We start from the raw sequence: 26,301 nt of genomic DNA, 5'->3' as shown, positions 1-26,301 counted from the left end.
CCCCGCTAGGGCGGGGGTCTGGTGGTCTTGGAAGGTGCGTTATTTGGTTCGCATCCCTTTCCCTACGCTGGGGTCTTTCTCGATATTACGCGTAATCACATACTGCTGTGCGACCGAGATAATGTTGTTGACCACCCAGTAGATGACCAAACCAGCCGGGAACCACAGGAAGAAGAAGGTGAAGATAATCGGTAGCATCTTCATGATCTTCGCCTGCATGGGATCAGGTGGTGTGGGGTTCAGCATTTGCTGAACGAACATCGAAATCCCCATCAAGATTGGCAAAATAAAGAATGGGTCTTTAACCGAGAGATCCTGAATCCAGAACATGAACGGTGCGTGGCGCAGCTCGACGGATTCAAGCAGCATCCAATATAGCGCGATGAACACCGGCATCTGCACTAGAATCGGCAAACAGCCGCCCAGAGGATTGATCTTCTCTTTTTGGTAAAACTTCATCATCTCTTGAGACATTTTCTGACGATCATCGCCATACATCTCTTTGAGACGCTGCATTTCCGGGCCAAGTTTCCGCATACGCGCCATGGACTTGTAGGCCTTGGCAGAAAGCGGGAATAGCACGAGTTTTACCAGTACGGTCAGTAGAACAATCGACCAGCCCCAGTTACCAACGACATCGTGAATCTTGTCTAGTAACCAGAACAGTGGGTTAGCAATGAACCACAGCCAGCCGTAATCCACGGTTAAGCGTAGGTTAGGCGCGACTTGCTCAAGATAGTCTTGAACCTTAGGACCCATATAAAGCGTGGCGCTTAGTGTCGCTTCCCCTTCCGCGGCAACGTTAGTTGTCGGGCCTGCAAAGGCAGCCACATTACGACCGCGAGAATCCGTGGTGGCGTAATAGAGGTTCTGTTGATTTTGCGGGGGAGCCCAGGCTGACACGAAGTAGTGCTGGATAATGGCTACCCAGCCGCCTTGCGCTTCGCGGTTCTCAAACTGGCTACGCTGAATATCGTCAAAATCGATTTTGTCGTAGCGAGTTTCCGGTGTGGAGTAAGCTGCTCCTAGATAGGAGTTCATACCCATGGCGACACCGCTAGATGGGTCAGGGCTGTTATCGCGTGCTAGTTGACCAATAAAGCGAGCGCTGACGGGTGCATCGGTATTGTTGGCTAAGTAGTAACTAACACCGACCGCATAATTTCCGCGCTCAAAAGAGAGTCGTTTAATGACGTCAACACCGTTTACATTGGCGGTGAGGTCAACAGTGAGCTGCTCTTCATCATCACCCAGGCGGTATTCGTTACGCTCAGGAGTGAAGGCAATGCGGCTGGCCTGGCCGTCCAACTGTAGGCCTGAGCGAGCTACATAGCTGCGCGTGGCATTATCGGATAACAACACGTAGTTGCGATCGGAATCCAGCGTCAGCTTATGCTGCGGCAAGGCTGCATAGACAATGTCTCCGCCGTGCGGATCAATACGCACGTCGAGAACGTCGGTGGTTACGGCGATAAAGTCGCGACTTGCGGTCTCGCTTTCAGTCGCATCCTGCATGCCATCGCCGATAGCGCTTTGGGGTGCCGACGTGCTGGGTACTGCCAAATCGTCGCCATTGGCAGGTTCGCTTGCCGAGTCGCCGTTGCTACTTTGCTGCGTAATTTCAGGCGTCGAATCGTAGGAGATCTGCCCGTAATCCTGATTCCACTGGACTACCAGTAGGTAGGCAAGTACAGCCAGTGGAATCAGTAATAGAAGTCGTTTTACGTCCATGAGGGTTCTGCCCGATGGGTGGTGAACATGCTAATGGCGCAGTGTCATTTACTCGACCCATGACACACGAAAGCCTGCCAGACGGCAGGCCGAGGTCGAGCGGCGAGGTGTGTCGTCAAGCGTCACGTGTTACGCCATCAAGCGGGGGAGTTGAAGACACCGCTTGTGCGTCACGCTGAAGTCGTTTCCACATGCCGTGTAGCTGGCGATGTAGCGTCTCATTATCGATATCCTGTACACCACGCTTAGCCAGAATCACGATATCCACAGAGGGTAGGTGGTCTTGGCGAAGCCGGGCAGACTCTCTAACAAGGCGCTTAAAGCGGTTGCGATCAACAGCGCGTTTCACATTTTTTTTGCTGACCACCAGGCCAATGCGGGGATGCCCCCGGGTACTTAAGCGCGCTAGCGCCATCATACCTTTGCCATGAACCTTTAGGTCTGCCTGTTCAAACACGTGACTAAAATCCCCAGCGGTTAGCAAACGTAAGCACCGGGGAAAGCCTTGATGCAGCACACGCAATCCGAGATCAGGCGCTCAGACGCTTGCGGCCTTTGGCGCGGCGGCGTGCGATAACGGCACGGCCGTTTTTGGTTGCCATACGAGCACGGAAGCCATGCGCGCGCTTGCGCTTGAGAACGCTAGGTTGAAAAGTGCGTTTCATAACTCGTTATTCCCACGTGGTTTTAGGACGGAAAGTGAATTCCAAAGAACCCGGTCCAGTGAGGAACTAGCCGGGTAGATTCAATTCAAGACCGGAAATTGTAGAGACTTCCCGCCGTTGGTGCAATTTTTCCTTGCATAAAAAGCGTGAAAAAGGCAATGGCGCTGCCACCTTGGTATCATTTCTGTTTGACGGGTACAGCATCATTATTACTAATTAAGTTATTTAAAACCTGCTGTTATTAATAGTGGGGATACTAATTGTGGATAAGTTGTTTTAGGCTATTTTTATCAAACGTTTAAAATGATAAAAAATCTGTGCATAACCTTCAAATAACGGCCTTATAAGCTGTTAATTAGATGTGGTTAGTAACGGTGGAAGTAGCCTTTTTTCCTCTTATCCCAAGACCGTCATAAGGTTTTCCTCGTGGCTTACGAAAAGTTGTCCACAGGCTAAAAAGAGGCGCCACTGCGTGTGGATAACCGCTTCGTTGGGCGCTACAATGGTCGGCCGTTTTCAACCGATGGTGAGATGAGTGTCACTCGCGCTTTGGCAACAGTGCCTGGACTACCTGCAGGACGAACTGAATTCACAGCAGTTCAATACCTGGATACGTCCGTTGCAGGCAGAAGAAGGAGAGTCTAACGAGCTATGCTTGTTGGCGCCGAACCGCTTTGTGCGCGACTGGGTGAGTGATAAGTACGCCAAACGAATCAGCGAATTGATACGTGAGCTAGCCCCCGGTAAGCCACCTAAAGTTAGTTTAACGGTGGGTAGCCGACGTGCAGCGGCACCCGCACCACAGCCGCGTGATTTAGGTAACCCGGTGTCGGCAGCACCCGCCCAACGAATGGCCCCCGCCGTTCACACTTCACCCCGGGGGAATATTTCCGATGAGCGAGAAATTAGCCAACTAAGGGAAGAGGCGCCGGTTCGCCGGAGTAACGAACGTCAAGTGCAGGTTGAAGGTAGCTTAAAGCACGGTAGTGGTCTCAATCCTAATTTCACGTTTGATAAGTTCGTTGAGGGTAAATCGAACCAATTGGCGCGTGCGGCGTCCCGTCAAGTCTCGGAAAATCCTGGTGGTGCTTATAACCCCTTGTTTTTATACGGTGGTGTGGGTTTAGGTAAAACACACTTAATGCACGCGGTAGGTAATGCGCTGGCTGAACGGCGCGAAAATGCTCAAGTAGTCTACCTGCACTCGGAGCGCTTCGTGGCGGATATGGTGAAAGCGCTGCAGCTAAATGCCATTAACGACTTCAAGCGCTTTTATCGCAGTGTTGATGCGCTTCTCATCGATGATATTCAGTTTTTTGCGGGTAAAGAGCGCTCCCAAGAAGAGTTTTTTCACACCTTCAATGCGCTGTTAGAAGGGGGGCAGCAGATGATTCTCACGTCTGACCGCTACCCCAAAGAGATCAGCGGTGTGGAAGAGCGCTTGAAGTCACGCTTCGGTTGGGGGCTTACCGTCGCGATAGAGCCGCCAGAGCTTGAAACCCGTGTCGCCATTTTGATGAAGAAGGCCGATCAAGCAAAAGTCGACCTTCCACATGATGCTGCTTTTTTTATTGCCCAAAAAATTCGTTCAAATGTACGTGAGCTTGAAGGTGCGCTGAAGAAAGTTATCGCCGATTCGCATTTTATGGGCAAAACCATTACCCAAGATTTTATTCGTGAGTCGCTTAAGGATTTGCTTGCGCTTCAGGATAAACAGGTGGGGGTCGATAATATTCAGCGCACGGTGGCTGAGTATTACAAAATTAAGGTCGCAGATTTGCTGTCTAAGCGACGGTCGCGCTCAGTGGCAAGGCCTCGGCAGGTCGCTATGGCGTTGGCCAAAGAGCTCACCAATCATAGTCTGCCTGAGATAGGCGATGCGTTTGGCGGACGCGATCATACGACAGTATTGCACGCATGCCGAAAGGTAAAAGCACTGCAGGAAGAGAGTGCGGATATACGCGAAGATTATAAAAATCTACTGCGTCTGTTAACCAGTTAACCACTATTGTTGGGTCTGAAGTAGAGGGGCCTTTCAGGATATATAACCGGAGTATTGATGAAATTCTCAATTTCCCGAGAGGCGCTGCTGCGCCCGCTGACACTGGTGGCGGGCGTGGTAGAACGGCGCCAAACGCTGCCTGTGCTCTCTAACGTCTTGATTCAAGTAGAAGGTGACCAAGTTTCGCTGACCGGTACCGATCTTGAAGTTGAGCTGATAGGGCGCACGGTGGCTAATCAGGTCGACCAGGAAGGTGCGGCAACGCTACCTGCGCGCAAGTTAATGGATATCTGCAAGTCACTGCCGGACCAATCAGATATCCAGCTTGCTGTTGAAGAGGGGAGGGCTGTTTTGCGTAGCGGTCGCTCGCGCTTCACGCTTTCAACCCTGCCGGTAGCTGAATTTCCCAATATTGAGGATGCGGATGGCAGTCAAGAGCTAAGCGTTCCGCGCGGCACGTTAAAGCATCTTATTGAAGCCACCTCGTTTGCGATGGCTCAGCAAGATGTTCGCTACTACCTGAACGGTATGTTGCTTGAGATTCAAAGCAACTTATTGAGGACAGTAGCCACCGATGGACACCGCTTGGCCATGTGTTCACGCCCTATCGATATTTCTGTTAGCCAGTCGCAAAAGCTGATTGTGCCGCGTAAGGGGATTCTTGAACTGTCTCGGTTATTAGATGATAGCGACGAGCCGGTTAGCTTGACGCTGGGGGCTACGCATGTACGTGCTCATACGGGTGATTTTACCTTTACGTCTAAGTTAATCGACGGCAAATTTCCTGATTACGAGCGCGTTGTGCCACGCAACGGTGACAAGGTGCTGATTGCTGAGCGTGCTGAACTGCGCCAGGTGCTTTCGCGTACTGCCATTCTTTCTAATGAGAAGTATCGGGGTGTGCGTCTCTACCTTGAAGAAAATAATCTCAAGGTGATGGCCAATAACCCGGAGCAGGAAGAAGCAGAAGAGAACGTAGCGGTTGAATATAATGGCGGCGCTATGGAAGTGGGCTTCAACGTGGGCTATTTAGTCGATGTACTTTCGGTGTTAAACGAAGATCGCGTACAGGTCACCTTAGCTGACCCTAATAGCAGCGCACTGTTAGAAGAGCCGGGCGGTGGCGATGCGCTTTACGTGGTAATGCCTATGCGTCTATAACACGCATTAGCCCATGATAAAACGGCGCTTCTGATAGCAGAAGCGCCGTTTTCACGTTTAACCCTTCAAACTGGTGGCGACTGTTAATGAGCCTAACTCAGCTACACCTGCAAGGCTTGCGTAATCTCGCACCCGTAGAAATGCGCCCTTCTTCGCGTATTAATGTTGTGTACGGGGTTAACGGCAGTGGGAAAACCAGTTTGTTAGAAGGAATCCATATATTAGGGATGGGGCGCTCATTTCGGACGCGCCAGCTTAAGAATGTTATCCAAGCAGAAGTCCCGTATATGACGCTTTACGGGCGTTTAGCCGGGAGTCCCGAGGTTACCCTTGGCGTTAGGCGGTTACGTGCAGAGAGAGAGCTTGAGCTGCGCTTACGGGGTGAAAAAGGCGTACGTTTGGCTGAATTGGTAGAGGCCATGCCGCTGCAGCTAATAAATCCCGATGCGTTTCGGTTATTAGAAGGGTCGCCAGCCGGTCGTAGAGAGTTCCTCGACTGGGGTGTGTTTCACGTGAAACATCACTTCTTGGAGGCATGGAAGCGAACGCGTCGGGCGGTGAAACATCGGAATGCGCTGCTCAGGCGTGGTAGAATAGTACCCGGTGAAATTGCAGTGTGGGAGCAGGAACTAGCGACCTGGAGCGAGCATATGGATACGCTACGTCAAAGCTGGTTCAGCGAGTTTTTACCCGTTTTTGAGGAAACGCTAGCACGATTACTACCATTGCCGGGGCTAACGCTTCGGTATGCCAGAGGCTGGGATAAGCAGAAGCCCTTGGTTGAGGTGTTAGAGAGCAGCCGCGAAACAGATCAGCAAATGGGATTTACCCAACAGGGACCCCAACGCGCAGATTTACGTATTCGGTTAAATAAACAGCCAGCAGTTGAAGTGCTTTCCAGAGGCCAGCAAAAGCTGGTGGTCAGTGCGCTGAAGCTAGCCCAAGGGCGGCTTCTGGAAAGCACAGCAGGGCGGCACTGTGTGTATTTGATAGATGATTTGCCTGCGGAGCTGGATGAGCAGCACCGCCAGCGATTCTGCAAATTGCTTGAAGAGATGCAGTGCCAAGCATTTATTACCAGCGTCGACCCGGCCGCTTTAAACGGCATGTGGCAGCCTGAGACACCGCTAGGTATGTTTCACGTGAAACATTCCGGGCAGGGCTTAAGCCAGTTAATGACGGATGGGTAGGCGACACGGAATGAGACAGACTTCACGACGGAGTGGTCAATGAGCGAGCAGGCTTACGATTCATCAAGCATCAAGGTGCTCAAAGGGCTAGACGCAGTACGCAAGCGCCCAGGTATGTACATCGGTGACACCGACGACGGTACCGGTCTGCACCATATGGTTTTCGAGCTGGTGGATAACTCCATCGATGAGGCTTTGGCAGGTCACTGCAGTGAAATCCGAGTCGTTATCCATCCCGATGAGTCGATAACGGTCAGTGATAACGGCCGCGGTATTCCTACAGAGCTTCATGAAGGAGAAGGGGTATCCGCTGCAGAAGTTATTATGACGGTGTTGCATGCTGGCGGTAAGTTTGATGACAACTCCTATAAAGTCTCAGGTGGACTTCACGGTGTAGGGGTTTCAGTTGTCAACGCCTTATCGGAGGAGCTGCGCCTGACCATTTGGCGTCAAAATGAGGTATTTGAGCAGATTTATCGCCATGGTGTGCCACAAGCACCGCTTGGCGTAGTGGGAAAAACTGAAAAAAGTGGTACCAGTGTCCACTTCCGTCCTTCGCCTGCGACATTTGCTAATATCGAATTCCATTACGATATCTTAGCCAAACGCTTGCGCGAGCTCTCTTTCTTGAATTCCGGTGTTGCTATCCGTCTTATGGATGAGCGCAGCGGGAAAGAAGAGTTATTCCATTATGAAGGGGGGCTTAAAGCGTTTGTTGACCACCTAAATAAAAACAAAACCGTATTGAATCCGGTTTTTCATTTTAATGCCGTCCGTGAAGATGGTGTTGAAGTCGAAGTTGCCATGCAGTGGAGCGAAGCTTTCACTGAAAATATCTTTTGTTATACCAATAATATTCCCCAGCGTGATGGCGGTACTCACCTGGCAGGTTTCCGCGCGGCGCTTACCCGCACGCTGAACCACTATATTGAAGCAGAAGGGCTGCTGAAAAAATCTAAGGTAAATACGTCTGGTGACGATGCGCGGGAAGGTTTGACAGCAGTCATCTCTGTTAAGGTACCAGATCCGAAATTTTCATCTCAAACCAAGGAGAAGCTTGTCTCTTCTGAGGTGAAAACGGCCGTTGAGCAGGAGATGGGGCGGCTATTTTCAGAGTACCTGATTGAAAAGCCCAATGAAGCTAAATCCATCGTCAACAAGATGTTAGATGCTGCGCGTGCCCGTGAAGCAGCTCGTAAAGCGCGGGATATGACGCGACGTAAAGGCGCATTGGACATCGCTGGATTGCCGGGGAAATTGGCAGATTGCCAGGAGAAAGACCCCAGTCAGTCAGAGCTTTACTTGGTGGAGGGTGACTCGGCGGGTGGTAGTGCTAAGCAAGGGCGTGACCGTCGTACCCAAGCGATATTACCGCTGAAAGGTAAAATTCTTAACGTTGAGAAAGCACGTTTCGATAAAATGCTTTCATCGGCGGAAGTGGGCACGTTAATCACGGCACTGGGCTGTGGCATTGGCCGTGAAGAGTTTAACCCTGATAAACTGCGCTACCATTCGGTTATCATCATGACGGACGCCGATGTGGATGGTTCTCACATTCGTACGCTGCTACTCACATTCTTCTTCCGCCAAATGCCGGAGCTGATCGAGCGCGGCCATATCTTTATTGCCCAGCCGCCACTATATAAAATCAAGCGTGGTAAGCAGGAGCTATATCTTAAAGATGAGCAGGCCATGGTCGACTATCTAACGACCACCGCGCTGGATGGGGCCGGCTTACACGTTAATGCCGATGCGCCGGGCATCACCGGTTCGCAGCTGGAAGCGCTGGTGAATCAGTACCGTAATGTCATGAAGCGCATTGACCGTCTTGCCCGTGTCTATCCGATTGAAGTGCTCAAGCAGACGGTACATACAACGGCACTACAAGGCGAAACGAGCCTTAAAGACCGCGTGACGATGGAGAACTGGATCGCTGAGTTACAAAAAGCGATGGATGATAAGGTGGCATATGAAGGTGGCCCGCGCTACCAGTTCTATCTCCATGAAGATACGGAGCGTGGCCTGCATTTACCCGCTGTGTCTCTGATTGCCCATGGCGTGACGACGGAGTATGTGTGGGGCTTAGACTTCTTTGAAAGTGCCGACTACCGCGCTATTGCTGGTCTAGGGGATACGCTGAACGGACTTCTGGATGAGGGGGCGTATATTGCCCGTGGTGAGCGGCAAAAGCCGGTTTCTCACTTCTCAGAGGTGCTGGCGTGGTTAATGCAAGAAGGTCAGCGTGGGCTCTCTTTCCAGCGTTACAAAGGCTTGGGCGAAATGAACCCTGACCAGCTCTGGGAAACCACTATGGACCCCGACAGCCGCCGCATGTTGCGCGTTACCATCGAAGATGCTGTGGCCGCCGATATGATGTTCAATACGCTGATGGGGGATGAAGTAGAGCCCCGTCGTGAGTTTATTGAGACAAACGCGTTAGTGGCGAATCTGGACATTTAAAAAATATCTTCAATATGTTTCACGTGAAACATTGAAACGTAAAAAAACCGCAGGCGCAATGCCTGCGGTTTTTTTGCGTGAGGGTGTTCAATACATTGCGAAAAATGCGTAAAGGCTAGTCCAGTACATCTGTTAGTAAGTCGTCGACAAATGTAGCCAAGTCAGCGTAGACCAAAGCATTCTCTAGTCCGATACCTTTTGCCAAGGTCTTTTCACCTTTGCCCGTTTTTACGAGAACGCTGCGGCATCCCACTGTTTCACCCGCTTGCAGATCTCGCAAGCTGTCTCCCACCATCCAACTACCTGCTATGGTACTCAGTCTGAGGGCGTGCTGAATGTTGAATAGCAGTCCTGGGAGCGGCTTGCGGCAATCGCAGTGATCACCAGGCCCGTGGGGGCAATAGGCGATGTGAGCAATACGGCCTCCTTCTGCTTCTACAAGTTCACACATCCGCTGATGCATGACACTCAACGTTTCCTCATCATAATAGCCGCGAGCAATGCCTGACTGATTGGTAGCCACTGCCACGGTAAAGCCTGCCTGGGTAAGACGGGCAATCGCGCTGATAGCAGAAGGATAGGGGATCCATTCGGAAAGAGATTTTATGTAGGCATCAGAGTCGTGATTGATAACGCCATCTCGGTCAAGAATCACGAGCTTTTCTGGTGATATGGCAGTCGTAGAGGGTGAAGAGAGCATGCCTTTCCTATTTGCTACGTAAATGCTGATCTAGAAGTGCCAGCGCATTGAGCGTGTGAGCGATTTTTTTACCGTCGCTACCAAAGCGCTGAAACGGAAATTTTTGCAAGCGCTTGAGTCGGGGTAGCGTGGCAATGAAACGGTCACGCACATCTTCTCGGGCATCTTGCAACCCACTCATTAGCGCTGCGGTTAAACGCTCCTGATGTAACGGACGTTTGCTCAGCTTGCCGTAGAGCGAAAAAATAAAGCAGTGCCAATCGCGCACCATGCAGTCGGTAAGCTTATGATAGTGGCCGGGATCGGTTTCAAAGTCGATAAACACAACCCCTTCTTTATTGACGAGGATATTGCGCGCGAAGGCTTCACTAAGATAACAGCTTCGCATATGAACATCGTTTAACGCTGAGATGCTCATAATCAGCAGATGGTCAATTTCGTCTGGTGTTTCGGCTTGCGCTAGGCTTTCCAGTAGCGTTTGTGTAGATGTTGCTTCATCACCCGCATCTGCGAGTAATAGTGCTTCAGACGTTTCTGCCAGAATAGTAGGAACAGCAATACCCGCAGCGCATAGTGCTCTAATTCTCATGGCTTCCAGCGCCACGCTTTTTTCGCCTCCTAGGTTAGGGACGGGCTTAAGTGCGTCGATATTTAAACATCGTGCTAGCAATGTTAGCGGCAGATAGGCCCAGCGTGAATTGCGCTTGGAGGCTTTTTTCAGCCACACTTTTTGGCCATCTAGCCGATAGGACGCTATGTTGGACTGCTGCTGAGGAAGGGTGTCGAAAAGAAACATATCGTACACAAGCCAACTCCTTGGCGAGTAAATTGCCAATGCGTATGTTGTTAAAGCGTGGCGAGAACTGAAAATATTTCATTTATTTTACATTGTTGTTTCACGTGAAACATCACAGCGCAACAAAAAGCCCGGCTTTAAAAAGCCGGGCTACGAGCTGAGCTAACGGTTGCGCCTTAAGAGCATGATAAGGCGCTTTTGAAAGGCTAAGCCGCGTTACTGAGGCAGCTGAGAAATATCAGCCACTTCCAGGAACAGCGCCTGCAGGCTGGCCAGTAATGCGAGGCGGTTGCGACGAATAGTATCGTCATCTGCCATTACCATCACCTGATCAAAGAATGCGTCTACCGGTTCACGTAGCGTTGCCAAAGCATCTAGTGCCTGCTGGTAATCACCTGCTGCGAATAGAGGAGCTACCTGCTGCTGGCTGGTCGTGACCGCTTCGAACAGTGCTTTTTCGGCCGATTCTTGGAGAAGCGAAGTCTCCACCTGTGTGCTGCCGTCATGCTCCTGTTTACTCAGGATATTGGAGACGCGCTTGTTAGCAGCGGCCAACGCAGCGGCCTCTTCACGTTGAGCAAAGGCTTTGACGGCACGTAAGCGACGCGCAAAATCTAGCGGCTTGGTCACCGGGCGAGCGCGAACCGCAAGGTACATTTCAGCAGAAATGCCCTCATCTTGACCCCAGGCGCGGAAGCGATCGAGCATGTACGTCAGCACGTCTTCGACCAGGCCGTCGGCTTTCGGCAGGTTCTGGTGCTGGTCAGCGGCCACCTGCAGCAGTTCACGCAGGTCGAGGTTCAGCTCGCCTTTTACCAGAATATTCAGCACACCAATGGAGGCGCGGCGCAGGGCGAAGGGGTCTTTCGCCCCCGTGGGGCGTTGGCCAATACCGAAGATGCCCACCAGGGTGTCCAAACGATCTGCCAGAGCCAGCGCTTGGCCGGTCAGGCTTTGGGGAATGGCATCGCTGGCAAAGCGGGGCAGGTACTGCTCTTCTAGCGCCTGGGCAACGTCAGCAGGCTCGCCATCTTGCTCGGCGTAGTAGCGACCCATAATGCCCTGCAGTTCGGGGAATTCGAGCACCATCTCAGTGACGAGGTCACACTTAGCCAGGGCCACGGCTCGCTGCGCGTGGGCTACATCGCCGTGAATGCGTTCGGCAATGAACGTCGCAATGGCCGTGCTGCGGCGAGCTTTATCCGCTAACGTGCCCAGCTGCTGCTGGAATACCACGCTTTCCAACTGGGAAATACGCGAGGCCAGCGTCTGTTTGCGGTCGGTATCATAGAAGAACGCCGCATCCGCTAGGCGCGGACGAATGACCTTTTCGTTACCAGAAATTACCTGCTCGGGGTCTTGGCTTTCAATGTTCGAGATAGTGATAAACAGCGGTTTCAACTTGCCTTGGTCATCCAGCAAGTGGAAGTACTTCTGGTTGGCCTTCATGGAAGAGATCAGACACTCCGCCGGTACTTCCAAAAAGCGCTCGTCGAAGCTGCCGGTGAGCGCAACGGGCCACTCTACCAAACCGCTGACCTCTACCAGCAGGTCTTCATCGATGACTGCGTTGGCTTCCTGCACCTCGGCTTCTGCTAACACCTGCTCACGAATGCGTTCCCGGCGACGCTGACGCTCTGCCAGTACATAGGCGTTCTCAAGCGCGGCTAGATAATCATCAGCGTGCTCAAGCTGAATCGCATCCGGTGCGTGGAAGCGGTGGCCATAGGTAGTGCGGCTAGCCTCTAGACCCAACGCTTCAGCAGCAATCACATCGCTGCCATATAGGGCGACGAGCCAGTGCACCGGGCGGGAAAACTCAACGCGTGATGCGCCCCAGCGCATGTTCTTGGGCACGGGCAGCGACTGTAGCGTTTTGCGAATCATTTCTGGCAGCAGCGCTTGAACGCTTTCGCCTTGCTGCTGCTCCTGAAAACCTAGCCAAGTACCTTTGTCGGTTTCCAGGTGAATCAGCTCATCCACGCTGACACCGCAGGAGCGGGCAAAGCCTTCTGCTGCTTTGGTGGGGGCGCCATCTTTAAACGCAGCGGCCAGGGCGGGACCTCGGCGTTCTACTTCACGGTCTGGCTGCTTGTCAGCGAGCCCGGTCACCTGCACCGCTAAACGGCGTGGTGTGGCGTAGGCGACCACGGTTTCGAACGGAATCTCGGCATCTTGCAGACCTTTTTCAATGCCCGCAGCAAACGCATCAGAGAGTGCGTCCAGTGCGGTGGGGGGAAGCTCTTCTGCGCCTAATTCTAATAAAAGCGTATCAACAGCCATTATGCGTCTCCCTGGTCGGCGAGTGGTTCTTGCAACAGTTCGCGGCGCAGGGCCTCGGGGGCCATAGGGAATCCTGCTGCTTTACGAGACTCGAAGTAGGCGGTTGCTACGTCACGCGCCATGGTGCGCACGCGCAGGATGAAGCGCTGGCGTTCCGTGACAGAGATTGCGTGGCGGGCATCCAGTAGGTTAAATGTGTGAGACGCCTTGAGCACTTGCTCGTAGGCGGGCAGCGGCAGGCTAGCGGCCAGCAGTTTGCTGCACTCTTTTTCCTGATGATCAAACGCGGCGAAGAGCTGATCCACATCCGCGTGCTCAAAGTTATACGCGGACTGCTCACGCTCATTTTGCAGGTAGACATCGCCGTAACTAACTTTGCTGCCATCCGGCGCGATGGCCCAGACTAGGTCATACACGCTGTCGACGTTCTGCAGGTACATCGCAATACGCTCAAGCCCGTAGGTCAGCTCGCCGGTGACGGGATAGCACTCGATGCCGCCGGCCTGCTGGAAGTAGGTAAATTGAGTCACTTCCATGCCATTGAGCCATACTTCCCAGCCAAGACCCCAGGCTCCTAGGGTAGGGGATTCCCAGTTATCTTCTACGAAGCGCACGTCGTGAATCAGCGGATCAAGCCCTAGGCGTTTTAGTGAACCCAGGTAAAGATCCTGCAGGTTGCTGGGGGAGGGCTTCATCACCACCTGAAACTGGTAGTAGTGCTGCAGGCGATTGGGGTTTTCGCCATAGCGGCCGTCGGTTGGGCGGCGGGAAGGCTGCACGTAGGCCGCGTTCCAGGTTTCTGGGCCAATCGCCCGCAGGAAGGTGGCGGGGTGGAAGGTGCCCGCGCCGACTTCCATATCGAGGGGTTGAAGGATGACACAGCCCTGTTCTGCCCAGTACTGTTGCAGAGCAAGGATCAAGCCTTGAAAGGTCGACACATCGGGTGTCGATTGGTTTGTCGAAACACTCATCGCGGAAAGCACCGTTGGCCATGAATTCATAAGCCGTCAAGTATACAATCACAGGCAGATGGGTTATAGGCACGATAGCCAAAGAGCCGCTTTTGGTAAGGAGAACGAGATGATCGTTGTAACAGGCGGTGCCGGGTTTATCGGCGCCAATATTGTCAAAGCGCTGAATGCTCGTGGCCGTGATGATGTGATGGTGGTCGATGACCTTCGCGATGGCACTAAGTTTGTCAATTTGGCGGATTGCACGCTGGCTGACTACCTGGATAAAGAAGATTTTATTTCTCGCGTTAAAGCAGCATTGCGCGGTGAGACGGTCGACCTACCGACCATCGATGCGATTTTCCATGAAGGGGCCTGTTCAGACACCACCGAGTGGGACGGGCACTACATGATGGAGAATAATTTCGAGTACTCCAAAGTGCTGCTCAATTACTGCGAAAAGCTGGGCATCCCTTTCCTGTATGCCTCGTCGGCGGCTACCTACGGGGGTAGCGAGGTGTTCAAGGAAGCGCCTGAGCATGAAAAGCCGCTGAACGTTTATGGTTACTCTAAGCTGCTGTTTGATCAGCACGTGCGCTCGCGCTGGAGTGAGTTAACCACCCAGGTGGTCGGTTTCCGCTACTTCAACGTCTACGGGCCACGGGAGCAGCATAAAGGCAAAATGGCTAGCGTGGCGTATCACAACCACCTGCAGATCCGTAATGGCGAAACGCTGAAGCTGTTCGGGGCTTACGGCGGCTACGAGGCGGGCATGCAGAGCCGTGATTTTGTCTACGTGGGCGATGTGGTCGATGTGAATCTCTGGTTCCTGGATAACCCCAGCGCGTCGGGCATTTTCAATCTGGGCACAGGCCGTGCTGAGCCGTTCAAGGCCATTGGCGAAGCGGTCATCGACTTTTATGGCCAAGGGGAGATTGATTACATTCCTTTCCCTCAAGAGCTGAAAGGGCGCTACCAGAGCTATACCCGGGCCGATATTAGCAACTTGCGGGCGTCTGGCTGCAATGTGGAATTTAAAACCGTCGCCCAGGGCGTTAAGGCGTACTTGGAGTGGCTAAATGGCTAATTCTGCCAAGCGACTGCTGGTAGTTGGCCCCTCCTGGGTAGGCGATATGGTCATGGCTCAGAGCCTGTTTATGACCTTAAAAGCGCGCTACCCGGGTGCCACGCTGGGCGTGGTGGCGCCCGCCTGGTCCCAGCCCATTCTTGAACGTATGCCGCAAGTGGATGAAGTATTGCCGCTGGCGGTAGGCCACGGGGAGTTCGGCCTTGCTAGCCGCCGCGAGCTTGCGGCGAGACTGCGCGGGCGTTTTGATCGCGCCATTGTGCTGCCGCGCTCCTGGAAGGCGGCGCTGGTACCCTTTATGGCCCGCATTCCAGAGCGTGTGGGCTTTTTAGGCGAGCATCGCTATGGCCTGCTTAAAGAGCGCCGTAAACTAGACAAGCAGATATTGGATCAGACGGTCAAACGGTTTGTCTCCCTAGGCTTGCCACTGGAAGAGGCGCAAACCGGCCAGTTCTCAATTCCTACGCCGCGTCTCACTATCGATCGAGATAACCTAGTAAATTTGCGTCTTAGCCATGCACTTTCGTCTCGACCCGCGATTGGTATGATGCCCGGCGCAGAGTATGGCCCCGCCAAGCAGTGGCCGCTGGCGTACTTTCACCAACTTTCAGAAAAGCTGGTCAAAGATGGCTATGAAGTACGGGTGCTGGGCGGAGCGAAGGATCATGCGGCAGGGCAGACCATCGTAAAGGGACTGCCCCATGCGCATAATTTATGTGGCAAAACGCAGTTGGCGGACGCGGTAGACTTACTTGCTGACTGCCGCCAAGTGGTCACGAACGATTCTGGATTGATGCACGTAGCGGCCGCTGTAGGCGTGCGCATTCACGCACTTTATGGCTCCTCCTCACCTGTCTATACGCCACCGCTCACCGATAATGCCGTTATCCACTATTTAGGGCTCTCCTGTTCGCCATGCTTTAAGCGAACGTGCCCTCTGGGACACACAAACTGCTTGAACGAATTAGGCGTAGAACGCGTTTATCAAGCCATGCGCGCTGATGGGCAGAACGCGCACGGCGTTATTGTTAGCGCATAATCTCTATTTCGTTGGCCTGGTCAGTAGGCGTCTCGGTGACCTGCTCAGCGGTCGCTTCTTGTTCACGCCGCTGTGGGGCCAGCCCTTCCCAAAGCCGTTGCTGAAGAGCGGTCTCTTCGCGTAATCGCTCATTCAGCGTCTCTAGCCCATGAGTTTCGACCAGCGTGGGCTGACTGCTGAGCAAGGAAGCGCCTAATCCAGCGCGGTTCTCGTTCAACGTTAACCCCATGGCGTCCAGAATCGTGGGGAATACGTCTAACATGGTGGCACTCCGCTGCACCCGTTGCGGACTGATGCCATCGCCAAGCATGATGAACGTGTTATCACGATCTAGTGCGATAAGCTGATCCCATACTGATACTCGCATCGTCAGGTGGTCGCTGAGCACGACGATGAGCGTATTATCCAGCAGGCCTTCTGCTGCTAGACGTTCGATAAAGTCTCGGGCTAACCGCGCAGAACACTCCACGGAGTAGAGAATATCCTGACCATCGAACTCGCCCTGGCGGTTCAGGCAGGTTTGGGACGGGAAACCGCTGGGAGCGTGACCGGCGATACTCAGGTTCACCACCGCCCACGGGCCGTCGTCTTCTTCGTGCAGGCGGCGTACTTCGCTGGCGGTAACGTCATAGAGCGTATCGTCGTAAAGCCCCCAACTGTTTATATAATCGGGATCCTCGAGTTCAGGCATCAGCTCCTCTTTACCCTTCACGGTACTGAACTGATGGCCCCGATAGAAAAGCCCTTTGCCCGCAAACTGCGTGCTGGCGCCACCTAAAAAGCTGAGCCGATAGCCCCGCTTAGCCAGTACATCCCCCAAACAGTCAACGCCCGGTACCACCTTGGAGAGCGGTTCAAACTGACTATCGTGGAGTAGCCCCGCAGGCATCAGCGGCACGCCGCACTGGCTGGCAATCATACCTGCCATCGTCCAACCAGTGTTTTCCATCTGCCGGACGCCTTCGAAAACAGCGCCTCCTTCTCCTAATGCACTAAGATCAGCATATGCCTCGCTAAATGCTTCATTGGCATAGGTGCGCTCAATGCTCTCTAAATAGAGAAGCAATAAATTAGGCGGGTCGGCCAGCTCAGTGTTAGGCGGTTCGATGTAGCGGCGGTCTAACCAAGCACCATCGTCAGTCACAATCGCGGCACTGCGCTGGCCGATGCCATAGAGCAGTGGGTTGGCCGCCAGCAGGGCAATCGCAAAAAAACGTTCGCTTAACCGCCAACGCTGGTCATGGCGTGACAGCCATGTGACCGATGCCAGCACAGCCGACACGGTTAGGACATAAGTGAGCGCTAGCAGCATTTTCCCTGCCCCTCCGTGCTCTGCCATGCCTGCCTGAAGATGAAAAAACACCGCGCCAAGGTCAACATTGCCAAAACTATCGGCTAAATAGACATAGATACCCAGCAAGCTGATCGGCAACAGCGACCAAGGCCATACTTTCCGGTAGCGGGCATTGGCAGGCCGCCCCCAGCGCAGCTTCAGCCCCACGCCAACCCAGGTGGCGGCAATAAAAAACAGTGCCCACCAGGGGAGGCGGGTTATTACCGTAGTAGAATAGCCCAGGCAGACTCCAGTAATTAACAGAGGTAGCCATGGGGTAACTTTTGGTATTGATAGCCGTGTCATATGTTAAATGCTCATCTATAAATATTCTTTTTTAATACCTATATTTTATTTTATTGAAAGCCCAGTAAAGTACACAGATCGGGTTTTTTGCTTTCTTACCTTTCTTTTTATTGGCAATGCTGGTAAGTAATGGGTCTCTTTTTGCAATAGTTATATGGCTAACAAAAGCATAACAACCACATAGCTTGGGTATTGATAACCATTTATCAACAGGCATAACATAGGCTGTTTTTTTCATTGCAGATATTAGATTAAAAGCTCTTTCTGGCGTTATTCCATAACATACAATAGGTAAAGGTTTTTTCTCGTTTATTGAAGATATTAAAGATGGCTGATATGGAAGCTTTTTATATGCAAAGTCGGTGAATGAGATGAGGCCACAGCTCTCAATTTGATTAATAATGTCTTGATTAAATAATTTTTTTGGGTCTTTAATAAAATGAATATTATCTTCAAGTATTATTGATGGTTTATTCGATTGGATGATTTTTTCCCATGCGGCCGCATGTGTTTTGAATGCACCGACTTCTCCAGCCATGATGGCTTTCTGCCTAAATTTATGCGACTTTTTCCTATACTCCTTAGCTAAAACATTGAGATCATCAATGCTATCAGAGTACACATAGTTAAAATTAATTGTTTCTAATGATTTTTCAATCCTTTTTGATCTTTGTTCATCTCCTGTTGTTATTACATATATATCTATTTCTTTTTTCATATCTGTTTCACTAAGCATCTTTTTTCTCTTTTAAAAATAATGTTTTATTTAGAGTAAATATAGAAAGAGTGCGGGTATATTTTATAGTGGTTCTTGTATATATTGGTCACTCATTAAAAAATATTTCTGGATTACTAAGTGAGATATTAAGTTCTCACGATCATGATCTAAAAACTGTTTGGTGAAATTATTTGCATTTTTAATTATATTAACTGCTGCGTCTTCGTTTTTTAAGTAAAAATTAATTTTTTCGTCAAGATTCGAATAGTCTTCTTTTAATTCAACATAGTGGAAATTAGGAATGAGCAATCCTTCCATGAACCAGGTTTCAAATTTAGGTTTAACCATAAAACATAGAGAGTTAGACGACATAATCCATTTTAGATTGCTGGCTACCTCATTGCCTTCAATGCTTAAAATAAATTTATATGTCAACTGTTCTTGTATGCTCATGAACGGTTTTTTTCCCAGTTCAGCGTCTCTGCTTGTATCGCCAACATTGCAAAGTGGGTGCGAGTGAAAGTTTTCAATAAAATAGCGACGATGAGGTTGATAACAGGCTCCACGCCAAACTAGTAAGTCTTTTTTTTCAGCGTAATGAAAAGGGTCTTTTATAAAATTAAAATGCCTGATTGTATTCAGTTTCAATAAAACAGAGTTTTTGTTTTCTTGAGAGATAGGTCTGCTTTTAACAAAGGTTGGTGTGTTAGGAATGGTTTGCACATCACCAGGGAGGTAGTGAAATAATGAGTTTTCTGTAAAAGCAGCTGACTGTATCGTTAAATCATAATGATAAAACCAGCTGCCCGTTTTTTTAATATTTAAGACGTGATAAGCGCTCAGCTCTTTATTTATTTCAAACTTTTTGTCTAGCTTATTATAGTAGCCTACTCTTTGGAGTAGATTTTTCCTTTCATGAGCGTTTGCTTTTTTATAATATAATTCAAAAAGTCGAATTATTTTTTTCTTTTGATAGGTTTTAGGTGTGAGCTTCAATATCGCATACTTGTAGTAGCGTTTTAGTTTCTCTAAATTTTTTCTAGGCTTTTGTATGCGTTTAGACAAGTTCATTGCTTTCCTTTGACATGATGTTTATTCCAGATTTGCAATAAGTCGTTCCCTTTTCTAAAGAGATTTGGAATTTTGAATAGTTTGCACTTTCATGGAGGCGCGAAGCTTCTTTATGATGAAGGTGCATAACGTAACTATAAAATTTACCATCTTTTCTATAGATTTTATTGTTTATTAACCTGATTACCAAGTCACTATCTTCTAAACCCCAGCCTATAAAGTCATTGTTAAAACCATTAATATCCATAAAATCTTTTCGCCATAGCGAAAGGTTGCATGTAACGGCACCTTGCCACTTGTTTTTTCTCCGAAAACGAAACGAAGAGTCGACAGGCATTTTGAAAATAGGGTGAACTCTTTTTATTTTTCTTTTTAGCCAAAGCTTCAGAATTTCGCGGCGCTGAAATTTGTATAATGCTCCGCTAGCAATTAATTGATGAGTGTAATCTTTAGAGATTTTTAATCTTGAGCCTGGTACAAAAAAACCGTGTTGCGATAAATTGATATGATCGGTAATAAACGATTTAGGAAGAATGCAGTCACCGTCAATAAATATAAGGTATTCTCCATCAGATATAGAAACCGCTTTATTTCGTATTCTGGCAGCCCTGAAGCCTAGATCCTCCTGCCGAGCATGCTTTATAGTAACATTGCTCGATCTAGTAAATTCTTCAATGCATGAGGTGGTTTGCTCATCGGAGCCATCATCAGCAATAACGATTTCAAAGTCTTGATAGTCTTGGTTTAAGGCGCTCCCAATAACAAGCTTTAGAGCCTCTGGCCAATTGTACGTGGTGACTATTAAGCTGACTTTCATTTTTTAACCTCAGCTTTTTGATATACCTTGGCATATTTAAAGAAAACGCCGACTGCATCGCCAAAGGAAATAATAAAACCGCGCCAGCCTGAAAATAATCCTAGTTTTAATAAGTAGGAGCGAAAAAACGCAAAGCAAGTTTTTAATATGATGATAGGAAATGGATAAAACTTTGCCTTTTCTGAGTTAGCATAAATTTCAGAATAAAGTTGTGCTTTTTCTAGTATCTGTTTTAAGTCAGTAATGGCGGTATGTTGGAGCTTTCCTGGTAGCTTTATTTTACTGGAGTTGGAGTGCAGCTCTAATTTTTCATGCACCTGGCTTTTAGTAAAGCGATGCGTTTCTTTATTATAAAGCCTTATTAAAAAATCGTTGCCCCAGCCGTTAGTTTTGATGGGTTTCCCACAGAAAAAGTTTTCTCGATGAATTTCAACGACACAGTTGTCATCTTGTGGATGCCAAGCCGCTATATTATTAATCAGCGTTTGATCAGGTGCTTCGTCACAGTCCAGCGAAAAAATCCATTCAGTATTAGCATGGCTGGCAGCCACATTCTTGGTAATTCCAAAACCGAAGAACTCACCCTGAATGAGTTGAACATTAGCAAACTCATTGACTATTGATAAAGTACGGTCTTCAGAGCCATTGTCATAAACAACCACTTTTTTAAATGCGGAGAGGGCATCTAACGTATCACCAATGGTAGCCTCTCCATTTTTAACAATCAAGACAGGTGTTACATAACTTATTTCCATAGCGCTACCTATATCCAATCCATGTTAGGTCTTTTGGTTATACCCTGTCTTTATGACGTGAATAGCTGAGCCTGCTTGTAACTTCTCTAATGAGCGAGCCAACCGCTTCAAGTTTCGCTTTTGCCACGTACCCGCCGGGCGCAGCCGACAGCGATCTAAGTCAATCAGCCAAGGCTCGCCGTTAGGGTCGATTAAGATATTGCGGGCGTTAAGATCTACATGGTCAAGCCCCGCCTGATGAAAGCGCTTGATCATTACTCCTACACGCCTCAACAGCGCTTCATCTGCCTCGTTACCAGAAAGTAACGAGGCTAGTGCCTGGGCACCAGGAATGCGCACGGTTATCAGCGCTGCCTTATAAGTGAGGCCAAAACGGGTGACGCAGCAGGCGACTGGGCGAGGCACCGGCAAGCCCTGTTCATAGAGCATAGCGGTTAAGCGCAGCTCACGAAATGCGCGAGTGCGCTCTCTCCCAAGCCATAGGTATCGCTTATGACTGAGTTTAGCGACCAGCCCACCTCGGCGGTAGGGGCGCAGTACCCACTGCTCGTGATCACTAGCTTGTAAAAATAGACTGCTGCCCCGCCCAGGCGCTTCACCAACGATTAGTCCCTGCCGACGCCAGTACTTCTCTTCAAACAGCGTTGGGTTGAGTTGGTGTGATGTGGACACGTCACTTAAACTGTCTACATCGTGTAAAATCAGTCCATTTCTCTGCTGGAGTGACGCTAAGCGCATGAAGCCCTCTCTGCCTGCTCAACCTAACCATATTGCCATTTTGCGCCTCTCCGCTCTGGGAGACGTGTGCAATCTTGTGCCCACGGTGCGGGCCTTGCAGCGCCAGTGGCCCCAAACACGCATTACCTGGATTATCGGCAAGGGGGAGCACAGTTTACTGGCGGGGCTTTCTGGGGTCGAGTTTGTTGTATACGACAAATCGACGGGGCTTTCAGGCATGCGTGCCATCTGGCGTGAGCTGGCTAAGACCCGCTTTGACGTGCTGCTGCACATGCAGCAGGCCATTCGCGCCAGCGTGCTGTCACTGGGACTCAAAGCTAACGTGCGAATAGGGTACGACAAAGCCCGTGCGAAAGATGCCCAGCACTGGTTTACCCAGCGCCAGCTTATGCCGCATCCCAATGCCCATGTGCTTGAGTCGTTTATGGACTTCGCTCGCTTGCTGGGCGTAGAAGACGACCGTTTGGAGTGGAACCTAGCGGTTCCCCCCGTCGCATATGACGAGGCGCTGGCCATCAGCGGCGACGGGCCTTATATCGTCATTAACCCCTGCAGCAACGCACGGCTACGTAACTTTCGAAACTGGTCAGTAGAAGGTTATGCAAGCGTCATAGAGCACGCTTGGGTGCGGCATGGTTTAAAGAGCGTATTGACCGGCGGGGGAAGCTCCCTCGAGCGCGAGGTCAGCGACCAGATTGAAGCGCTATGCCAGCCAGGTAGCGTGATTAACGCTATCGGCGGCACATCGTTAAAGGGGGTTCTGGCACTGATCGATAATGCCCGAGCGGTGATTGCTCCGGATACCGGCCCAGCCCATATGGGCAACGCCATGGGCACGCCGACGCTTGGCCTCTATGCCACCACTAATCCGCAAAGGGCAGCACCTTATTTGTGGCGCGATTTTGCAGTCAATGCCTACCCCGATGCGGTACGCACGTATCTGCATAAGTCGGTGGAAGAGGTGAGCTGGGGGCAGCGGGTGCGCCATGCCGATGCAATGGATCTGATCAAAGCCGATGATGTGATTACCAAGCTAGACGCGCTGCTGACGCATACCGCAGCGCAGCCAACAACAGGACCCAAGGATGAAAGTTGATTTAACCGCCCTGGAGCATGCCCGCGTGCTGGTGGTGGGAGACGTTATGCTCGACCGCTACTGGCATGGTGGCACAACGCGTATTTCACCCGAAGCGCCGGTGCCGGTAGTACGTGTTGAGAATGCCGACGACCGTCCGGGTGGCGCAGCCAACGTAGCACTTAATGTCGCGTCCCTAGGCGGTCATGCTGCTTTGGCAGGCGTTGTGGGCGAAGATAACAATGCTGAGCTGCTGGTAGCGCGTTTAGCGGCTTCAAAAGTAAGTACTTACTTTCAGCGCAGCCCGGATGTTCCCACCATTACAAAGTTGCGAGTGATGAGCCGCAACCAGCAGCTGCTGCGTCTGGATTTTGAGCAGCGCCTCAATGGTGTCGACACGACGGCACTGCTGGCGCACGTCGAAAAAGCGCTGCCTGAGTGTGACGTGGTGATTCTTTCCGATTACGGTAAAGGCACGCTCAACCAAGTGGAGAAGCTGATTGCGATGGCCCGGGCTCATGGAAAGCGGGTGCTGATTGATCCGAAAGGCCAAGACTTCAGCAAATACCGTGGCGCCAGCTTGATCACCCCCAACGTAACCGAGTTTGAAGCCGTGGTTGGGCTATGTGCAACCGATGAAGCGCTTGCCCAGCGCGGTGAGGCGCTGCGCAGCGAGCTTGAGTTGGAAGCGCTACTGATTACCCGCAGTGAAAAAGGCATGACCCTCATTCGTGAAGGCCACGCTCCGCTGCACCTGCCCACCCGCGCCCAGGAGGTGTTTGATGTTACCGGTGCGGGCGATACGGTGATTGGCTTGATGGGCCTTGCCTTGGCGGCCGGCCACGCGTTCCCGGAAGCGATGATGCTGGCTAACCTGGGTGCAGGCCTTGTGGTGGCTAAGCCGGGAACGGCAACGCTCTCGATAGCAGAACTCTACACCGCACTGCATGGTGACAAGCTGGCTGAGTTCGGCGTGATTGACCCAGTACCGCTGGTCGAGGCTGTGCGTGCAGCCCAGCTGCGCGGCGAGCGCGTCGTCATGACCAACGGCTGTTTCGATATTCTTCACGCCGGCCACGTGGCTTATCTGGAGCAAGCCAAGCGCCTAGGAGACCGTCTTATTGTGGCGGTGAATGACGATGCTTCGATTGGCCGTTTAAAGGGCCCTAAGCGGCCCATTAACCCGCTCAACCGTCGAATGCAGGTGCTGGCAGGCTTGGGCGCTGTCGATTGGGTCGTGCCCTTTAGTGAGGATACGCCCCAGGCACTTATTGAAGCCGTTTTGCCGGATATTTTGGTGAAAGGTGGCGACTACCGTCCTGAAGATATTGCCGGTGGCGAAGCGGTAGTGGCCAACGGTGGCGAGGTGAAAGTGTTGGGCTTTGAGGATGGCGTGTCCACCACGGCGATGATTAGCTCAATCCTGGATCGCGAAAGCTAATGGCAGCTTCTTGCTGGCCAAGGTTGGTCTATTCTGCGGCGCTCTATCTGCTTTCTCCGCTGATTGGCTGGCGTATTTGGCGAGAGCAAGTGCTTACTTACTCTCGCTTGCAGCGGCTAGGCATACGCTTGGGGTCGCTTCCTTCGACACCGCGCATTTGGTTGCACTGCGCCTCGGTGGGGGAAGTGCGCGCTGCCCGCCCGCTAATAGAGGGCTTGCTGGCGCGTTACCCCAAGCACAGCCTGCTGCTGACCACCATGACCGCAACCGGCGCTGAGCAGGTGCAGGCGATAATGAGCGAGCAAACGGCGCCGGATCAAACAAGGCTTGCCCACTGCTTTCTCCCCTTGGATTTTCCGGGGGCGGCCAAGCGCTTTATGACGCGCGTGCAGCCCACGCTTGCCATTCTGTTTGAAACCGAGCTGTGGCCCAATTTGCTGAATGCTTGCCACCAGCAAGCGGTACCTGTTGTGGTGGTCAACGGCCGCTTATCACCACGCGCCTTTGCGCGCTATCAGCGCCTGCGGCCGCTGATGGCGAGCGCGTTAGCGAATGTCACGTGGGTGGCTGCAAAATCGGCCGCCGATGCCGAGCGCTTTCAAGCGCTCGGCGCGCGGGCCGAGAGCACGACGGTGGTGGGGTCGTTAAAATTTGAGCTTGCCCGCCAGGATAAAGCGATCGTAGAGAGTGGGCGCTTACTTCGCGAGTGGGGGAGGCGCCCTGTATGGGTAGCTGGTTCCACGCGTGAAGGAGAAGAAACGCTGTTGTTAGACGCACATCGCAAGCTATGTCAGCGTTTTCCTGATGCGCTGTTGGTCATAGTGCCGCGTCACCCTCAGCGCTTTGAGGACGTAGCAAGCCTCTGCACTGCAGATGGGTGGGCACTCAGCCGCCGCAGCCAGCAGCAGGCCGTCACGCCTCAAACGCAGGTCTACCTGGGGGATACGCTAGGAGAGCTGGCAACGCTGTATGCAGCAGGGCATGTGGCCTATGTTGGCGGTAGCTTTGTGCCAATGGGCGGCCACAACGTGTTGGAACCTGCTGCGTTAGCTAAGCCCGTGCTCTGCGGGCCTTCGCTGGAGAACTTTAGCGATGTGGCTGAGCCGCTACTAGCGGCAGGCGCGTTAAACGTGGTGGAAACAGTAGATGCCTTGGTCAATGCGCTGTCGGAGCTGTTAGCACAGCCCCTACATGCCCAGCAAATCGGGCAGGCAGGGCGGGAGGTGATTGAGGCCCACCGAGGCGCGTTGGCGCGCACGCTGGATGGGCTCAGTCAGTGGCTAACGTAACGCAGCCCGTTCCACGCCGTCTGCCTTGCCTAGCAGCAGGACATCCGCACCGCGCTGGGCGAATAAACCGTTTGTTACCACACCCACGATGGCGTTAATACGTGCTTCCATGGCGGCAGGATCGTCGATCATAAAATCAAAGCAGTCGATGATTTGATTGCCGTTATCGGTGATCACCCCCTGCCGGTAGACGGGATCTGCGCCTAGTTTGACCAGCTCCCGAGCGACGTAGGAGCGCGCCATCGGGATGACCTCAACCGGTAGCGGGAAGTTGCCAAGCTGATCCACATATTTAGAGCCGTCGGCAATGCAAATAAATCGCTTGGCACAGGCGGCGACGATTTTTTCTCGGGTCAGCGCTGCGCCACCCCCTTTAATCATTTGTAAGTTAGCGTTTACTTCGTCTGCACCATCGATGTAAAAAGGTACATCACCAACATTGTTTAATTCGAATATCTCGATACCTAGCGCTTGTAGGCGCTTAGCACTGGCTTCCGAGCTGGCAACGGCGCCTTTGAAACGGTCACGCAGCGGGCCTAAGCGGTCAATAAACAGGTTGGCCGTTGAGCCGGTACCAATACCCAGCACCGTGTCTTTTTCGAGATGGGGCTCAATCTCTTTAATCGCCGCGTCAGCTACGGCTGCTTTCAGTTCATCTTGGGTCATCGTGTTTTTCCGCGTCAGGATTAGGCAG

At 51.6% G+C, this 26,301-nt stretch carries 23 protein-coding genes; 9 read left to right on the top strand and 14 right to left on the bottom strand.

The window, feature by feature from the left end:
* Positions 1-39 precede the first annotated feature (39 nt).
* From yidC to rpmH, 3 genes are all read right to left on the bottom strand, one after another.
* The gene (yidC, locus tag LOS15_RS13990; RefSeq protein ID WP_263066554.1) at positions 40-1,731 is read right to left on the bottom strand and encodes a membrane protein insertase YidC; all 1,692 of its coding nucleotides are present in this window, start codon (positions 1,729-1,731) and stop codon (positions 40-42) included.
* Between the two features lie 115 nt (positions 1,732-1,846).
* Positions 1,847-2,248, bottom strand: coding sequence for a ribonuclease P protein component (rnpA, locus tag LOS15_RS13985; RefSeq protein WP_263066552.1), 402 nt, complete (start codon positions 2,246-2,248; stop codon positions 1,847-1,849).
* Between the two features lie 13 nt (positions 2,249-2,261).
* On the bottom strand, positions 2,262-2,396 hold the full coding sequence (rpmH, locus tag LOS15_RS13980; protein ID WP_009723348.1) for a 50S ribosomal protein L34: 135 nt from the start codon (positions 2,394-2,396) through the stop codon (positions 2,262-2,264).
* A gap of 535 nt (positions 2,397-2,931) precedes the next feature.
* On the opposite strand from rpmH, the gene dnaA reads away from it, so the two are divergent.
* From dnaA to gyrB, 4 genes are all read left to right on the top strand, one after another.
* Complete coding sequence (dnaA, locus tag LOS15_RS13975; protein WP_263066548.1) at positions 2,932-4,398, top strand: chromosomal replication initiator protein DnaA; 1,467 nt, start codon at positions 2,932-2,934, stop codon at positions 4,396-4,398.
* Positions 4,399-4,455: 57 nt separating this feature from the next.
* On the top strand, positions 4,456-5,559 hold the full coding sequence (dnaN, locus tag LOS15_RS13970) for a DNA polymerase III subunit beta (protein ID WP_263066547.1): 1,104 nt from the start codon (positions 4,456-4,458) through the stop codon (positions 5,557-5,559).
* Positions 5,560-5,645: 86 nt separating this feature from the next.
* Positions 5,646-6,749, top strand: coding sequence for a DNA replication/repair protein RecF (gene recF / locus LOS15_RS13965; protein ID WP_263066546.1), 1,104 nt, complete (start codon positions 5,646-5,648; stop codon positions 6,747-6,749).
* Positions 6,750-6,788: 39 nt separating this feature from the next.
* Positions 6,789-9,209, top strand: coding sequence for a DNA topoisomerase (ATP-hydrolyzing) subunit B (gene gyrB, locus LOS15_RS13960; protein WP_263066545.1), 2,421 nt, complete (start codon positions 6,789-6,791; stop codon positions 9,207-9,209).
* 115 nt (positions 9,210-9,324) lie between these two features.
* Here the strand turns inward: gyrB and gmhB are convergent, their stop codons facing one another.
* The 4 genes from gmhB to glyQ form a co-directional block, all read right to left on the bottom strand.
* Positions 9,325-9,909 carry a D-glycero-beta-D-manno-heptose 1,7-bisphosphate 7-phosphatase gene (gmhB, locus tag LOS15_RS13955; RefSeq protein WP_263066544.1) on the bottom strand — a complete coding sequence of 195 codons (585 nt, stop codon included), beginning with the start codon at positions 9,907-9,909 and terminating at the stop codon, positions 9,325-9,327.
* 7 nt (positions 9,910-9,916) lie between these two features.
* The gene (locus LOS15_RS13950) at positions 9,917-10,705 is read right to left on the bottom strand and encodes a hypothetical protein (RefSeq protein ID WP_263069739.1); all 789 of its coding nucleotides are present in this window, start codon (positions 10,703-10,705) and stop codon (positions 9,917-9,919) included.
* A 216-nt stretch (positions 10,706-10,921) separates the two neighbouring features.
* Positions 10,922-12,988 (bottom strand): glycine--tRNA ligase subunit beta, encoded by a 2,067-nt coding sequence (gene glyS, locus LOS15_RS13945; protein ID WP_263066543.1) that lies wholly within the window; start codon positions 12,986-12,988, stop codon positions 10,922-10,924.
* Positions 12,988-13,959 (bottom strand): glycine--tRNA ligase subunit alpha, encoded by a 972-nt coding sequence (glyQ, locus tag LOS15_RS13940; protein WP_263066542.1) that lies wholly within the window; start codon positions 13,957-13,959, stop codon positions 12,988-12,990. Before glyQ ends, glyS begins: the two co-directional genes overlap by 1 nt.
* A 109-nt stretch (positions 13,960-14,068) precedes the next feature.
* Here glyQ and rfaD point away from each other — a divergent pair, with 109 nt between their 5' ends.
* On the top strand, positions 14,069-15,025 hold the full coding sequence (gene rfaD / locus LOS15_RS13935) for an ADP-glyceromanno-heptose 6-epimerase (RefSeq protein WP_263066541.1): 957 nt from the start codon (positions 14,069-14,071) through the stop codon (positions 15,023-15,025).
* Positions 15,018-16,064: a lipopolysaccharide heptosyltransferase II gene (gene waaF / locus LOS15_RS13930; RefSeq protein ID WP_263066540.1), complete on the top strand. Its 1,047-nt coding sequence runs from the start codon at positions 15,018-15,020 to the stop codon at positions 16,062-16,064. Before rfaD ends, waaF begins: the two co-directional genes overlap by 8 nt.
* Here waaF and LOS15_RS13925 read toward each other — a convergent pair.
* From LOS15_RS13925 to LOS15_RS13900, 6 genes are all read right to left on the bottom strand, one after another.
* Positions 16,054-17,703, bottom strand: a complete 1,650-nt coding sequence (locus LOS15_RS13925) for a sulfatase-like hydrolase/transferase (RefSeq protein WP_263066539.1) — start codon at positions 17,701-17,703, stop codon at positions 16,054-16,056. The two genes, waaF and LOS15_RS13925, sit on opposite strands and share 11 nt — an antisense overlap.
* Positions 17,704-17,734: 31 nt before the next feature.
* Positions 17,735-18,439 (bottom strand): glycosyltransferase family 25 protein, encoded by a 705-nt coding sequence (locus tag LOS15_RS13920; protein ID WP_263066537.1) that lies wholly within the window; start codon positions 18,437-18,439, stop codon positions 17,735-17,737.
* A gap of 63 nt (positions 18,440-18,502) precedes the next feature.
* A complete protein-coding gene (locus tag LOS15_RS13915; RefSeq protein ID WP_263066536.1) occupies positions 18,503-19,492 on the bottom strand; it encodes a glycosyl transferase family 90 in 990 nt (329 codons plus the stop codon).
* Entirely contained in the window at positions 19,479-20,309 is an 831-nt protein-coding gene (locus LOS15_RS13910; RefSeq protein WP_263066534.1) for a glycosyltransferase family 2 protein, read from the bottom strand. Before LOS15_RS13910 ends, LOS15_RS13915 begins: the two co-directional genes overlap by 14 nt.
* On the bottom strand, positions 20,306-21,064 hold the full coding sequence (locus LOS15_RS13905; RefSeq protein WP_263066533.1) for a glycosyltransferase family 2 protein: 759 nt from the start codon (positions 21,062-21,064) through the stop codon (positions 20,306-20,308). The genes LOS15_RS13910 and LOS15_RS13905 overlap by 4 nt, the downstream gene beginning before the upstream one ends.
* A gap of 24 nt (positions 21,065-21,088) precedes the next feature.
* A complete protein-coding gene (locus LOS15_RS13900) occupies positions 21,089-21,802 on the bottom strand; it encodes a 3-deoxy-D-manno-octulosonic acid kinase (RefSeq protein WP_263066532.1) in 714 nt (237 codons plus the stop codon).
* Here LOS15_RS13900 and LOS15_RS13895 point away from each other — a divergent pair.
* Genes LOS15_RS13895 through waaA form a run of 3 tightly spaced genes read left to right on the top strand, consistent with a single transcriptional unit; the run spans position 21,801 to position 25,607 of the window.
* Positions 21,801-22,898, top strand: coding sequence for a glycosyltransferase family 9 protein (locus LOS15_RS13895; RefSeq protein WP_263066531.1), 1,098 nt, complete (start codon positions 21,801-21,803; stop codon positions 22,896-22,898). The genes LOS15_RS13900 and LOS15_RS13895 overlap by 2 nt on opposite strands.
* Positions 22,888-24,318: a bifunctional D-glycero-beta-D-manno-heptose-7-phosphate kinase/D-glycero-beta-D-manno-heptose 1-phosphate adenylyltransferase HldE gene (hldE, locus tag LOS15_RS13890; protein WP_263066530.1), complete on the top strand. Its 1,431-nt coding sequence runs from the start codon at positions 22,888-22,890 to the stop codon at positions 24,316-24,318. The genes LOS15_RS13895 and hldE overlap by 11 nt, the downstream gene beginning before the upstream one ends.
* On the top strand, positions 24,318-25,607 hold the full coding sequence (gene waaA / locus LOS15_RS13885; protein WP_263066529.1) for a lipid IV(A) 3-deoxy-D-manno-octulosonic acid transferase: 1,290 nt from the start codon (positions 24,318-24,320) through the stop codon (positions 25,605-25,607). The genes hldE and waaA overlap by 1 nt, the downstream gene beginning before the upstream one ends.
* Here the strand turns inward: waaA and rpiA are convergent.
* Positions 25,599-26,273, bottom strand: coding sequence for a ribose-5-phosphate isomerase RpiA (rpiA, locus tag LOS15_RS13880; RefSeq protein WP_263066528.1), 675 nt, complete (start codon positions 26,271-26,273; stop codon positions 25,599-25,601). The two genes, waaA and rpiA, sit on opposite strands and share 9 nt — an antisense overlap.
* Between the last annotated feature and the right edge of the window lie 28 nt (positions 26,274-26,301).

The sequence above is a fragment of the Halomonas sp. 7T genome (assembly GCF_025643255.1).
Lineage (GTDB): Bacteria > Pseudomonadota > Gammaproteobacteria > Pseudomonadales > Halomonadaceae > Vreelandella.
The sequence above is the reverse complement of the archived record's forward strand: the minus strand, read 5'-3'. Positions and strand labels throughout refer to the sequence as shown.